Origin of the sequence: Huaxiibacter chinensis, assembly GCF_022171985.1 — a bacterium.
Taxonomy (GTDB): domain Bacteria; phylum Pseudomonadota; class Gammaproteobacteria; order Enterobacterales; family Enterobacteriaceae; genus Enterobacter; species Enterobacter chinensis_A.
Window position 1 is genome coordinate 524,478 of sequence record NZ_JAJVHF010000001.1, and the last position, 13,480, is coordinate 537,957.

10 protein-coding genes are annotated in these 13,480 nt (G+C 55.6%); 4 read left to right on the top strand and 6 right to left on the bottom strand.

The window, feature by feature from the left end:
- Nucleotides 1–98 precede the first annotated feature (98 nt).
- The 4 genes from poxB to LZP96_RS02575 all read left to right on the top strand — a co-directional run bounded on the left by poxB (nucleotide 99) and on the right by LZP96_RS02575 (nucleotide 5,452).
- Nucleotides 99–1,817: a ubiquinone-dependent pyruvate dehydrogenase gene (poxB, locus tag LZP96_RS02560; protein WP_064325521.1), complete on the top strand. Its 1,719-nt coding sequence runs from the start codon at nucleotides 99–101 to the stop codon at nucleotides 1,815–1,817.
- An 81-nt stretch (nucleotides 1,818–1,898) separates the two neighbouring features.
- Complete coding sequence (gene ltaE / locus LZP96_RS02565; RefSeq protein ID WP_064325520.1) at nucleotides 1,899–2,900, top strand: low-specificity L-threonine aldolase; 1,002 nt, start codon at nucleotides 1,899–1,901, stop codon at nucleotides 2,898–2,900.
- Between the two features lie 10 nt (nucleotides 2,901–2,910).
- Entirely contained in the window at nucleotides 2,911–4,350 is a 1,440-nt protein-coding gene (locus tag LZP96_RS02570) for an SDR family oxidoreductase (RefSeq protein ID WP_064325519.1), read from the top strand.
- An 88-nt stretch (nucleotides 4,351–4,438) separates the two neighbouring features.
- Complete coding sequence (locus tag LZP96_RS02575; protein WP_064328096.1) at nucleotides 4,439–5,452, top strand: 3-beta-hydroxysteroid dehydrogenase; 1,014 nt, start codon at nucleotides 4,439–4,441, stop codon at nucleotides 5,450–5,452.
- Nucleotides 5,453–5,510: 58 nt separating this feature from the next.
- Here LZP96_RS02575 and LZP96_RS02580 read toward each other — a convergent pair whose 3' ends face one another.
- The 6 genes from LZP96_RS02580 to gspL all read right to left on the bottom strand — a co-directional run bounded on the left by LZP96_RS02580 (nucleotide 5,511) and on the right by gspL (nucleotide 13,469).
- Nucleotides 5,511–7,355, bottom strand: a complete 1,845-nt coding sequence (locus LZP96_RS02580) for a glycoside hydrolase family 19 protein (RefSeq protein WP_064325518.1) — start codon at nucleotides 7,353–7,355, stop codon at nucleotides 5,511–5,513.
- Nucleotides 7,356–7,488: 133 nt separating this feature from the next.
- Nucleotides 7,489–7,941: a type III secretion system invasion protein IagB gene (gene iagB, locus LZP96_RS02585; RefSeq protein WP_064325517.1), complete on the bottom strand. Its 453-nt coding sequence runs from the start codon at nucleotides 7,939–7,941 to the stop codon at nucleotides 7,489–7,491.
- Nucleotides 7,942–8,069: 128 nt separating this feature from the next.
- Nucleotides 8,070–10,793: a glycosyl hydrolase family 18 protein gene (locus LZP96_RS02590; RefSeq protein ID WP_064325516.1), complete on the bottom strand. Its 2,724-nt coding sequence runs from the start codon at nucleotides 10,791–10,793 to the stop codon at nucleotides 8,070–8,072.
- Nucleotides 10,794–11,047: 254 nt separating this feature from the next.
- A complete protein-coding gene (locus tag LZP96_RS02595) occupies nucleotides 11,048–11,845 on the bottom strand; it encodes a prepilin peptidase (RefSeq protein WP_258925678.1) in 798 nt (265 codons plus the stop codon).
- The gene (locus LZP96_RS02600; protein ID WP_258925679.1) at nucleotides 11,842–12,327 is read right to left on the bottom strand and encodes a type II secretion system protein M; all 486 of its coding nucleotides are present in this window, start codon (nucleotides 12,325–12,327) and stop codon (nucleotides 11,842–11,844) included. Before LZP96_RS02600 ends, LZP96_RS02595 begins: the two co-directional genes overlap by 4 nt.
- A complete protein-coding gene (gspL, locus tag LZP96_RS02605; protein ID WP_064325513.1) occupies nucleotides 12,324–13,469 on the bottom strand; it encodes a type II secretion system protein GspL in 1,146 nt (381 codons plus the stop codon). The genes LZP96_RS02600 and gspL overlap by 4 nt, the downstream gene beginning before the upstream one ends.
- Nucleotides 13,470–13,480: the final 11 nt, after the last annotated feature.

Genomic DNA, 13,480 nt, shown 5'->3' on the forward strand with positions numbered 1-13,480 from the left:
GCAATGAAAGCAACGATTAATAGGGGGTGTTTCGCGGGCATAACGGCGCTTTTCTTCTAAGCTTGTTATCGATATCACATAAACGGAGATGGACAACCATGAAGCAAACCGTAGCCGCGTACGTCGCAAAAACCCTGGAACAGGCTGGCGTTAAACGCATCTGGGGCGTGACCGGAGATTCGCTTAACGGCTTGAGCGACAGTCTCAATAAGATGAAAACCATCGAATGGATGCCCACCCGCCATGAAGAGGTCGCCGCCTTTGCCGCAGGCGCCGAGGCGCAACTGACCGGTGAACTGGCCGTGTGTGCCGGATCCTGTGGTCCCGGTAACCTCCATCTGATCAATGGCCTGTTCGACTGCCACCGCAACCGTGTACCGGTACTGGCGATCGCGGCCCACATCCCGTCGAGTGAAATCGGTAGCGGCTATTTTCAGGAAACGCATCCGCAGGAGCTGTTCCGTGAATGCAGCCACTATTGTGAACTGGTCTCCACGCCAGAGCAGATCCCGCAGGTGATGGCGATAGCGATGCGCAAAGCGATCCTGAATCGCGGTGTCTCGGTGGTCGTCTTGCCCGGCGACGTCGCGCTAAAAGCCGCGCCGGAAGGCGCCAGCAGCCACTGGTATTCCGCTCCGCAGCCCGTCGTTACCCCGGCGGAAGAAGAGCTGAAAAAACTGGCGCAACTGCTGCGTTACTCCAGCAATATCGCCCTGATGTGCGGCAGCGGCTGTGCCGGCGCGCATACAGAGTTACTGGAATTTGCCGAAAAGCTTAAAGCGCCGATCGTCCACGCCTTGCGCGGCAAAGAGCACGTTGAATACGACAACCCTTACGACGTGGGCATGACTGGCCTGATTGGTTTCTCGTCTGGTTTCCATACCATGATGAATGCCGACACGCTGATCCTTCTTGGTACGCAGTTCCCCTACCGCGCCTTTTACCCGACGGATGCAAAAATCATCCAGATTGACATCAACCCCGGCAGCATTGGCTCCCACAGCAAGGTCGACATGGCGTTAATTGGCGATATCAAAGCAACCCTCGCCGCCCTGCTGCCGCATCTGGAAGAGAAGACAGATCGGACATTCCTCGACAAAGCGCTCAGCGATTATCGTGATGCCCGCAAAGGCCTGGACGATCTGGCGAAACCCAGCGAAAAAGCGATTCATCCTCAGTATCTGGCACAGCAAATCAGCCATTTTGCCGACGAGGACGCCGTCTTCACCTGCGACGTCGGCACCCCGACCGTCTGGGCTGCCCGCTATCTGAAAATGAACGGCAAGCGCCGTTTAATTGGCTCGTTCAACCACGGCTCTATGGCGAACGCCATGCCACAGGCGCTGGGGGCCAAAGCCACCGCACCGGAGCGTCAGGTGGTGGCAATGTGTGGCGACGGCGGATTCAGCATGTTGATGGGTGATTTCCTGTCGGTGGTACAGATGAAGTTGCCGGTCAAAATCGTGGTCTTTAACAACAGCGTGCTGGGCTTTGTCGCCATGGAGATGAAAGCCGGGGGCTATCTGACTGACGGCACCGAGCTACAGGACACCAACTTTGCCCGCATTGCCGAGGCCTGCGGCATAACCGGCATACGCGTTGAGAAAGCCTCAGAGGTTGATGACGCCCTAAAACGTGCCTTCTCAATCGATGGCCCGGTGCTGGTCGACGTGGTGGTCGCCAAAGACGAACTGGCTATCCCGCCGCAGATCAAACTGGAGCAGGCCAAAGGCTTTAGCCTCTATATGTTGCGCGCGATCATCAGCGGTCGCGGTGACGAAGTGATGGAACTGGCAAAAACCAACTGGCTCAGGTAAAAATATCCTTTTAAAGTCATACGCAAAACCCTTTGTGACGCCTAAAGGCGGCGTGAAGGGGGATGCGTTTAAGGATATGACATGATTGATCTTCGCAGTGATACCGTGACCCGGCCGGGTCGCGCCATGCTCCAGGCAATGATGACCGCCCCGGTGGGGGATGACGTTTACGGTGACGATCCCACGGTAAACGAACTACAGCGCTACGCCGCAGAATTAAGCGGTAAAGAGGCCGCGCTGTTCCTGCCCACCGGCACGCAGGCGAACCTGGTGGCGTTGCTCAGCCACTGCGAACGCGGCGAAGAGTACATTGTCGGTCAGGGCGCGCATAACTACCTCTACGAAGCCGGTGGCGCGGCGGTCCTGGGCAGCATCCAGCCGCAGCCTATCGATGCCGCCTCTGACGGTACCCTGCCGCTGGACAAAGTGGCGGCTAAAATCAAAGCGGACGATATCCACTTTGCCCGTACCCGACTGCTGAGCCTGGAAAATACCCATAACGGCAAAGTGCTGCCGCGTGACTACCTAAAGGCTGCGTGGGAGTTTACCCGCGAGCGCAAGCTGGGTCTGCACGTAGACGGTGCGCGTATTTTTAACGCCGTTGTGGAGTATGGCTGCGAGCTGAAAGCGATCACCCAGTATTGCGACTCGTTCACCATTTGCCTCTCCAAGGGGCTGGGCGCGCCGGTAGGCTCTTTGCTGGTGGGCGATGCGGACTACATCAAACGCGCAAACCGCTGGCGTAAAATGACCGGCGGCGGAATGCGTCAGGCCGGTATTCTGGCCGCAGCGGGCCTCTATGCCCTGAAAACCAACGTCACCCGTCTGAAAGACGATCATGACAATGCAGCATGGATGGCGACGCAGCTGCGTGACATCGGGGTCGACGTGATGCGCCATGACACCAATATGCTCTTTGTTCGCGTCGGAGACGAGCACGCCGCTGCGCTCGGCGAGCACATGAAAGCCCACGGGGTGCTGATCAATGCCTCGCCGGTGGTGCGCCTGGTGATGCACCTTGACGTGAAACGCGAGCAGCTGGCTGAGGTGGTAAAACACTGGCAGGCATTTTTACAGCGCTAAGGAGCACAACGTGCCGCAACGAATTCTGGTGCTAGGCGCCAGCGGCTACATCGGTCAGCATCTCACGTCCGCGTTAAGCGATCGCGGATATCAGGTGCGGGCCGCGGCACGTAACGTGGAGCGTTTGCAAAAGCAAAATTTGCCGGGCGTGAGCTGTCATGTGGTCGATCTTAACTGGCCCAACGCGCTCCCGGCTTTGCTGGAAAACGTCGATACCCTTTACTATCTGGTTCACAGCATGGGGGAAGGCGGCGATTTTATCGCGCATGAACGTCAGGTCGCGATGAACCTCCGCGATGCCCTGCTGCAAACCCCCGTGAAGCAGGTTATTTTTTTAAGCTCGCTTCAGGCACCCGAAAACGAACAATCCGATCACCTTCGCGCCCGTCAGCTGACGGCAGAGATCCTGCGCAGCGCGAATATTCCGCTGACCGAACTCCGTGCCGGAATCATTGTCGGCGCGGGCTCTGCCGCCTTCGAGGTGATGCGCGATATGGTCTATAACCTGCCGGTGCTGACCCCGCCGCGCTGGGTGCGCTCACGCACCACGCCCATTGCGCTGGAAAATTTACTTCACTACCTGGTGGAGTTGCTGCACCACCCGACGCAACAGCATCGGGTGCTGGAAGCGGCGGGCCCGGAGGTGCTGAGCTATCAGGCGCAATTCGAGCATTTTATGCGGGTGAGCGGACGGCATCGTCTGTTGATCCCTGTCCCCTTCCCGACAAGCTGGATCTCGGTGTGGTTTTTGAACGTCATTACCTCTGTGCCGCCAACCACCGCCAGGGCGCTGATCCAGGGACTGAAACACGATCTGCTGGCAGATGACCGCGATCTCCGCGCGCTGATTCCGCAGGACCTGATCCGTTTTGACGATGCGGTACGTCACACCCTGAAAGAAGAAGAAAAACTGGCGAACTCCAGCGACTGGGGATATGACGCACAGGCTTTTGCCCGCTGGCGCCCCGAGTACGGCTTTTTCCCTAAACAGGCGGGGTTCACCGTTAAAACCTCCGCGAGCCTCGCCGCGCTGTGGGAGGTGGTGAACCAGATTGGCGGGAAAGAGGGCTACTTCTTCGGCAATATTCTGTGGCAAACGCGCGGCATGCTGGACCTGCTGGTGGGCCATAAGCTGGCAAAGGGCCGGCCCGCCTCCCCTTATCTTCAGGTTGGCGACGCCGTCGACAGCTGGAAGGTGATTATTGTGGAACCGGAAAAACAGCTCGCGCTGCTGTTTGGCATGAAAGCGCCCGGTCTTGGGCGGCTCTGTTTCACCCTCAAGGATAAAGGCGATTTCCGTGAACTGGACGTGCGCGCATGGTGGCATCCCCACGGAATGCCGGGGTTGTTTTACTGGCTGTTAATGATCCCCGCGCATCTGTTTATCTTCCGTGGAATGGCAAAACGCATTGCGCAACGGGCAGAACAGCAAGAGAAAAAGCGTAAATAAAACTCTTAAACTTTCACCTTTCCCATTGCATCATGGCGTAAATCACGGAAGAATGCGCACGAAATTCTTTTCAACACAGTGGATTGATATGAAGGTACTGGTTACCGGCGCCACCAGCGGCTTAGGCCGAAACGCGGTCGAGTTTCTGCGCAAAAAAGGCATCAGCGTCAGAGCTACCGGTCGCAATGAAGCGATGGGGAAACTCCTGCAAAAGATGGGCGCGGAGTTCATCCAGGCCGATCTGACGGAACTGGTCTCTTCCCAGGCTAAGGTTATGCTGGCCGGTATCGACACCCTGTGGCACTGCTCCAGCTTTACCTCTCCCTGGGGTACGCAGGAGGCGTTCGACCTGGCAAACGTGCGCGCCACGCGTCGTCTGGGCGAGTGGTCCGTCGCCTGGGGTGTGCGTAACTTTATCCATATCTCTTCGCCTTCGCTCTATTTCGATTATCACCACCACCGCGATATTCAGGAAGATTTTCGCCCGGCGCGTTTCGCCTGTGAATTTGCCCGCAGTAAAGCGGCCAGCGAAGAGGTGATCGATCTGCTGGCGCAGTCGAACCCGCATACTCGTTTTACCGTGTTGCGCCCGCAAAGCCTGTTTGGCCCGCATGATAAAGTGTTTATCCCGCGTCTGGCGCACATGATGCACCATTACGGCAGCGTGCTGCTGCCGCGCGGCGGTGATGCGATGGTGGACATGACCTACTTTGAAAACGCGATCCACGCGATGTGGCTGGCCAGCCAGCCCGAGTGCGACCATCTGGTGTCCGGACGGGCGTATAACATTACCAACGGTGAGCCGCGCACGCTGCGCAGCATTGTGCAGAAGCTGATTGATGAACTGAACATCCACTGCCGCATCCGTTCGGTGCCCTATCCGATGCTGGACATGATTGCCCGCAGCATGGAGCGGTTAGGCAATAAGTCGGCGAAAGAGCCTGCGTTAACCCACTACGGCGTGTCAAAACTCAACTTTGATTTTACGCTGGATACCACACGCGCCGAAACCGAGCTGGGGTATAAACCCGTCGTCACCCTGGATGAGGGGATCGTGCAGACGGCAGCGTGGCTGCGCGATCACGGGAAACTGCATCGTTAAAGCTGATGCATCAAGCGTGCATAGGTTAAACGGCAACCCGAAGGTTGCCGTTTTGCTTTTAGAGCGCTGACCAGGCGTCTGCCCAGGCCAGACCTGCGCCCGGTTCGTAGTAAGCCGGGGCGTTGTTACACCAGCCGCTGTACGGGAACGGTTTGCACTGGAACAGCTTACCGTGGTTGTTCACGATATCGCCGGCCTTGTACTTGCTGTTCGCACTCCAGCCAGGATAAGTGCCTTCATCCTGAGAAGGGGTCGCCGCTTTCGCTTTCACGTTCAGCAGGTAGGAGGTGGTGCTGCTCAGTTCGCCATCGCTGACCGTCAGGCTGACTTCATACTGCTGTGCCGTGGCGGCTTCTGGCGCGGTAAAGGTGACGACCGCTTTATCGGCACCGGTCACCGTCTGACCGTCCTGGCTACGCCAGGTGTAGGTCAGTTGGTGACCGTCTTCATCGGTCGACCCTTCGGCACTCAGAGAAACCTGCGCGCCTGCATCAACGGCTCCAATCGGACCCGCAATGTGCGCAACCGGTGCGTGGTTCACGGTAGCAGGTTCAGCTGGCGTGTCGTCAGAGGGCGCAGGCGCAGGAGCAGGAGTCTCATCCGACGGAACCGGTGCAGGCGTATCGTCAGACGGCGCAGGCGTCGGTTTGACCTCATCGGCAGGCGTAACGGAAGAGCCATCATCGTTCACGATGTTCACGTTGAAGAACTTCTGCACGCATCTGGAATAGTCACCCTCTTTAAAGGCGCTGAATGGCGTCTGGTAGCCCACCAGCTGGCAAGAGTAGGTCTTACCGTCTGGCGTCTCGCCGCTCCATCCCCAGTCCTGTTCCCAGTAGATTTTCAGCGCGCCCGCGCCGTACTCGTCAAACTGTTTCATGTTGGCACAGCCCAGGACTTCGTTCGCCGGTACGGCCACCTTCAGGTAGTTAGCAAACTCTTTGTAGTACTTGATACGGTTTTCGGACTGGGCGATTTCGGTTGGACCACCGCACTCTACGCCGCCGTTGATGATCTGCGTGGTGACGCCAAAGCCTGACACCAGGCCGTTCGCTTTATCGTGATCGTTCGGCTGCCAGGTCCCGTCAATCACCTGCAGCATGCTTGGTTTTGGCGGTTGTGGGTAGGCGAAGAAGAAGATGGCGCTCGCCAGGTTTAACCAGGTATCCGCCACCAGTTCGGGTTTATCCAGCAGGGTGCGGACATCGCCGAACATCGCTTCGGAGAACGGGCCATAGTTATAGTTGTAAGAGAGCTGCTTCGCGCCACGGCCAAAGTAGCTAACGAAATCGCCGTCTTTATCTTTGCCGCAAGGCCAGGTCTGACCCTGCCAGATATCCGGGTTACACTCACCGTTGTAGCCGCCCTTCTGGCCTTCGGTCCAGCCCATTTCACGCACATGGACCAGCGCCTGACGCCATTCGGCTTCCGGACGCCAGCTTTCATGGCCACCGGTCTCCTGAGCGAAGTGAGCAAACATGGTTGCCAGCTCTTTACGGCAAATCGCGTCGCTGTTACGGCCGTCATTATAGGTCTTACAGAGCGCCGGGAACTTGCCCACCGCCTTCAGGAAGTTACTGTAGGTGTACTCTTTAGCGCGCATCGGGAACAGGTATTCCCAGTCGCTGGCCTTCACGATCCCTTCAACGCGCTTGACGTTGTCCGGGTTGGCGGCCCGGCCAGGTTCAATCTGCTCGACCAGACTGTTGTCCAGCGTACGAATGGTCTCCTTAACGGAAGCCATCAGTGGGAAGCTGGTCAACTCCTGCTCTTTCTTTTGCAGATCGCTGGCTTTCATGGTGTACGGTTCGCTGGCGCTGGCCTGCAACATCGTGGCCTGTGCCATGAACGGGGCAACGCATGCCCCTGCGACGAGTACACTCAGCAATGTCCTTTTATTCATTTCAAATATTCCTGTAAATGTTGAGAGAAATAAATCACATTCCCGGCTTATTTATTAATCCTTTAATAAATAAACCCTGGGTACTTTTCATTTTCTGAAGAACACGCAACGGCATTCTTCAAAAAACAAAAAATCACTCTGTATAATTTATCTGCTGCGTCATTTTCATTTGCTGGTATTGCTTCCAGACTTTACGGGCATAGATCATTCGCTGCGGATAATTATCTTTTTTTAATCCGGCGTTATAGGCACCGACCGCTTCCCAGTTATAACCATAAACGTTAATCATCCCGGACAATATCGAGGCCCCCACCATGATGGAGGTGCAGGGTTCGGTCATCAGCCGATACTCATCGATTCCCTTGCGCGCAAGCGCCTGAAAATGCGAGCTGTTGATTTGCATCAGCCCCACATCCCGCGTGCCGTCGTGGTTAACGCCAACGGCGTAGGGATTCATTCCCGATTCAACTTTGGCAATGGCATATAATAACCAGGGATCAACGTGATAATAACGGGCGGCGTTATCCCAGCAATTAGCAAAGGTGGTTTGGGAAAATAAAAGCAAAACAAAAAGAAGACGTTTCATTTCTGTTCCTGACGGTGATTTGCATGGCTCCTTGTGCAAAAAAGTAAGGATTGAGGTTGGGGACCACATCCTGAGCAGGATGTGGTCCTCCATGGCGGATTTAATTATTCCGCATCAGGGTCAGACGATTATTTGCAGTCGGTTGCTGCACCTTCTTTCACCCATACGTCGCTGTTGCCTGGCTTATCACCACGGGTCCACCACTTCGCACGGTATACAGAACCTTCATACGTTGTGGTGTCGCCACCGTTGTAAACCACATCAGAGCGCCAGTTGAATTTCACCTGGCTGACCAGTTCCCACGCGTCTACGTCGAAACCAGGTTTGTTACCCTGCGTCCAGTATTTCGCCTTCCACACCAGGTGGTCGGCACTAACGGTGTCGCCGCTGTTGTAGATCTTGCTTGCATCCCATGCCGCATATTTGCTGGCATTTGCATCGACCGGTGCATCGCAAGAGCCCTGCTGAGCAGGCTCATCCGCTGGCACGTCCGCGGGTTCATCAGCCGGAACGTCTGCTGGTTCGTCTGCGGGAACATCGGCAGGCACGTCGGCAGGCACATCAGACGGCTCTTCCGCTGCAGGTTTAGGCATGACCGTCACCTGAACGTTAGACTGGACGCTGGTTTTACCATCAGAAACAATCACACTCAGCGTGTAAGAGGATTCAGAGGTCAGCTCCGGTGCGGTGATGCTGACGTTTGCGGTATCAGTACCGGTAGCGTGCATATCAGCCGGAACGCTCCAGGAGTAAGTCAGCGCATCGCCATCAGGATCGGCGGCCTGAGCATGCAGGGAGTATGTCTGGCCTGCTTCCAGGGTGACCGCTTCCATCTGGTTAACAACCGGGGCCAGGTTCGCTTTTGGCGCTTTGTTCAGGACCTGAACATCGACCGAGCTGGAGAGGCCTTTCGCATCTTTCACCGTCAGACGGAATGCCAGCGTCTGGTTACTGGTCACCGCAGCCACGTTAAAGGACGCTTTTGCTTTGGTGCTGTTGGTGATGGAGACGGTTGGACCGGAAATCTGGGTCCATTTGTAGGTGATCGCATCGCCATCAGGATCGACTGACGACGAACCGTCAAGGTTCACGGTCGCCGGACCGGTCACGGCCACGTCTGATGCAGAGGCAACAGGTGCGTGGTTCGTTACCACAGGATCAACCGGTGCAGAACCGCCGCCGACCAGGCTTTCGTTCATTGCGTTCAGGATATCGCCGTTATCGGAATCAATGGACCAGGCAAACATACCGCCGAGGTTATGATCCAGAACGTATTTCCCTTTCGCCGCGACGGAGCGCGCGTCGTCATACGTCACCAGTTCGCCGGTGGATTTATTGAACAGATACGGCGCTTCAGCGGTGGTATCGTATTTATACTCCCAACCCGCTTTGCCTTTCATCTGGTTGACGATCTGACGATAGTCAACGATGCCATTTTCCCAGGTCCCTTTGATCGCGCCGGTCGCCGTGCCGGTGAACGGATTGTCGCCGGTGTAACCATGCACGCCGGTCCAGCCGCGGCCATACATTGCTGCACCCACAACAATTTTGCCCGGTTGAACGCCCTGTGCCAGCATCGCTTTAATCGCGTTGTCGGTGGTGTACGCCGTGTCAGGTTTAGAGGCAGGCGCATACAGCGCCGTCTGGTGGCCCAGATCGGTATTGCTCCACGCACCGTAGAAGTCGTAGTTCATCAGGAAGATGTAATCCATGTACTGCTGAGCAGTTTTGTAATCCACATCTTCAATTTTGTCCCAACCGGAACCGATAGCAGAGGTCAGCTCATAGCTACGGCCTGTCTCGGTTGACAGCTCGTTCAGCATCTGGCGCAGATCGTGCATCAGTTGGGTGTAGGTTTCTTTATCCACTTTCGGATTGCCGAGCGTCGCATTCTCACCGCCGCCGCCCGGGAATTCCCAGTCGATATCCACGCCGTCGTAGAATTTCCAGGTTTTCAGGAAGTCTTTCACAGAAGCGACAAAGCGGTCACGCAGCACTTTATCGTGCAGCTGATAGAACGGGTCAGACAAGGTCCAGCCGCCAATAGAAGGCAGGATCTTCAGGCCCGGATGCGCTTTTTTCAGCGCCATCATCTGGCCGTAGGTTCCTTTGTAGGGGTCGTCCCAGCCGGTTACGCCTTTCTGAGGCATTTGCAGGGCACCCCATGGATCGTGGATAGCCACGGTGTAATCCGGACGGCCCGCACAGGCGCGTTTGAGGGATTCCAGCGCACCGGTGGATTTGGCGCTGTCGTTGATGCCGTCCCCGCCACACATTGGGATAAAGCCATAAATGATGTGGTTCAGGTTGTCGACCGGGATTTTATCAATCGGGAAGTTACGATCGTAAACGCCCCACTCCGGGAAATAGGCCGCAACCACTTTATCGGTGTGCTGCGCGAAAGCTTTGTTATTTTCCTGCAGGGTGGTGGTCAGCGGTAAAAGATGGCTGCCGTCGGTATCAGCCACGACAATCAACTTACTCGGGCTTTTGGTACAGCCGCTGGCATTACAGAGTTCAACCACTTCCTGATAACGCCCGCCTTTTTTGACTTTGAACGTTGCAGAGCCTGCGGCGCTGCCTGCCCCGGTCCATACGGTCTGACCATCCAGCAATACTTTTGCAGACGTTGGCGCATCGCCGCTCCAGACGTTCCACTCAACCTTCACGTCCGCCCCGTCAGGATGGACTTTGACAAGGTTTTTATAATCCTGCGCGGCCTGATCGACTTCAACAATAGCAAATTTGTCGTTGCCACTGGTAATGGACGGAGTACCTGGTGCCGCTGCAAAAACAGGGCTTGCCGCCGCAGCGACAAATAGCGCCAGATATTTAGGCTTCATAAATTTCATTTCAATTCCTGATAAATTTATTCGGATAGATTAATTACCCATGTCTTCCTTAAAACATGGACTCTATTACACACGTTATGTTTTTGAACATGAATAGCGGTGACCAAAATACATGTGACGTGTTGACGCACTCCATTAATAACACCCAAGCCTAAAATCCATTTAGCTTCTGACGCTCACAATACACGTTGTATTTAACGACGTCTTTATGTTCCCCTATCGAAAAAATTGACGAAAAAACTTGACCTGTTTATTTAAATGATGAAACCAAAGATCTGTGCAATAAATATCACCATACCCGCCACAGCCAGGTAGGGACCAAAAGGAATCGTTTGGATATTTTTACGCAAAGCGGTCAATAATACATACCCGACAATACCGCTTAATGCGGCAATAAATTCTATGGAAGGTAACGCCTGCCAGCCGCACCAGGCGCCAAGCGCCGCGAGCAGCTTGAAATCCCCGTAGCCGAGCCCTTCACGCCCGGTGGTCAGGCGGAATGCCCAGTACACCAGCCAGAGCGAAAGATAGCCTGCTACCGCGCCGTATAAGGCATCGCGCAGGGGTAAGGCGCCATCGACGGTATGGATAAGCAGGCCCACCCAGAGCAGAGGTTGCGTCAGGGCATCGGGCAAAAGCTGGTAGCGCCCGTCAATGATTGCCAGCGGCAGTAAAAAGGCCGCGAATATCCACAGAGAGAGCAGCGTCTGTTCTCCTGGAATACACCACGCGGTAAGCCCAAATAAAAGCGCGGAAAAAAGTTCGATTAAAAAAAGGCCCAGCGGAATCGCGCACCGACAGTGGTGGCAGCGCCCGCCCAGCAGGAGCCAGCTGACCAACGGGATATTTTCCCAGGCGGCAAGCCGGTGCTGACAGGCCGGGCAATGGGAAGCGGGAAAGAGGAGGTTCCCGCTGCTTTCTTCATTGAGCAGTAAAGCCGGAAGGCGCTCTGCCACCACGCCGAGAAAGCTTCCCACGATGGCCCCTAATACCGCACTCGCCGCGGAAAACCCAACCGGATACCCCTCCCGGATCAGGGTGAGCGTGGTCATGCACTCTTCTTCCAGGTGAGCTGGATTTCTGCCTTCACGTCACTCAGGTGATCCACCGGCGTGAGATTCATTTTCTCCAGTCTGACCCCGGACGACATATTAATTTCACGCAGCCAGTTTTTTAATTCATACACATTGACCCGATTCACCACAAATGACAGCACTTGTCCGTCCTGACGGACATCGGTCAGGGTCAAATTAATCTCGTGCGCGCTGTTCTCGACCACGCTGCGCGGATTATTCGTTTTGATCAGTTGCACCTGAAGATGATTTTTGTCTATCTCTTCGCGCATCCAGCTGAAGGTTTCTGTTTGCTGCTTCAGCGTCATTTTGCTGTTGTTAATCATATTATCCAATGGAATGACTCCCGAGTAATACACCATCGCACAACACAGTGCCGCCGCGCCGAATTTAATAATGACTTTTTCCCTGCTGCTGTATTGTTGATAGCGCGCTTTCAATTGACCGATACGTTCTTTCATTTATAAGTTCCATTTATCATTGCGGTATAAGGTGCTTCGCTGGAGACCGGCTGGAGCGAGAAATTGAAATGCTCGCGGGTGCGGGTCATAAATTCCTGCAAGGCCTGCTGGTTTTCTGCACTGACATTAAGCGTTAATGCGCCCCCCGTTTTGTCATATTCCAGCGAGGTGATCTCCAGTGCCGGAATAGCCGCTTTAACCTGTTCCAGCTCCTCGAGTTGCAGAAAGACGCCTTTGGTCTGTTTTCGCATATTCTGACCAAAATGGTATTTGATATTGGTCTGGTGGCGCAGGCTCGGGAAGTGGTGCTGATAGAGCTGTATAATCTCCTGCTGCAGATGGGTTTCCTGCTGAACCAGCATCCAGGCCATGGCGACACGGGGACCCGTCAACAGCCCAAGCGAGAGCAGCGCCATGGCAAGCAGTGCCGCTTTGGTCCCTTTACCGGCCTTGCCGGCACGCGTTTTGAGGCTGAACTCACCGTGCAACAGGTTGATGCGACAGGCCTGCCACTGGGGCTGAATCAGCACCAGCGGGTGCTGCCAGTCATGCTGTTCATCAACCTCCATCCCCTGCGGAACGTCGCCGTAACAGCTCACCGCCCCCTCCCCGCTTTTTGGCATCAGCATCGCCAGCAGGGTCGCGTCCACGTGGCACGCAACGTTCGGGGAAAAACGCAGCCAGTAGTGATCGTCCAGCGCCACCACCGTACTGCCGCCGGGGCTCACCGGCAATAACCACGCATCAGGCAGAACCTGAACGACCCTGAGGCCCGCTTCGGCGAAAAGCGATAACCATTGCCGCAGGCGCGTCGCGTCGATGGCCACGGCGTCAACCTCACGGCCCTTTTTCGCGAGCACGGTCCAGTGCAGATTATCCACGTCGCCGATCAACGTCTCTTCAGCCATCCAGGAAAACGGCGTCGCCTGAGCGGAAAGCCCTTTTTTGGGTAGCGTAAAGTGGCGGAAAATCATCTCACTGGCGGGTAACAGCAGACAGACGTTTCCCGCCAGGGCATGATCGGCAAGCGCCGTCAGGGATGCCACACCGTGCAGGGTGTCAACCTGCTGGCTACCGGATACACACCACCCTATTTTCCCGTCCTCACGGCTGTCAGGACGAATAAAAAGTACCTGTTTCATAGTGTTCGACT

Coding starts and splice junctions, on each gene's coding strand:
- poxB (WP_064325521.1), top strand. CDS start 99: ATGAAGCAAACCGTAGCCGCGTACGTCGCAAAAACCCTGGAACAGGCT.
- ltaE (WP_064325520.1), top strand. CDS start 1,899: ATGATTGATCTTCGCAGTGATACCGTGACCCGGCCGGGTCGCGCCATG.
- LZP96_RS02575 (WP_064328096.1), top strand. CDS start 4,439: ATGAAGGTACTGGTTACCGGCGCCACCAGCGGCTTAGGCCGAAACGCG.
- LZP96_RS02580 (WP_064325518.1), bottom strand. CDS start 7,355: ATGAATAAAAGGACATTGCTGAGTGTACTCGTCGCAGGGGCATGCGTT.
- iagB (WP_064325517.1), bottom strand. CDS start 7,941: ATGAAACGTCTTCTTTTTGTTTTGCTTTTATTTTCCCAAACCACCTTT.
- LZP96_RS02590 (WP_064325516.1), bottom strand. CDS start 10,793: ATGAAATTTATGAAGCCTAAATATCTGGCGCTATTTGTCGCTGCGGCG.
- LZP96_RS02595 (WP_258925678.1), bottom strand. CDS start 11,845: ATGACCACGCTCACCCTGATCCGGGAGGGGTATCCGGTTGGGTTTTCC.
- LZP96_RS02600 (WP_258925679.1), bottom strand. CDS start 12,327: ATGAAAGAACGTATCGGTCAATTGAAAGCGCGCTATCAACAATACAGC.
- gspL (WP_064325513.1), bottom strand. CDS start 13,469: ATGAAACAGGTACTTTTTATTCGTCCTGACAGCCGTGAGGACGGGAAA.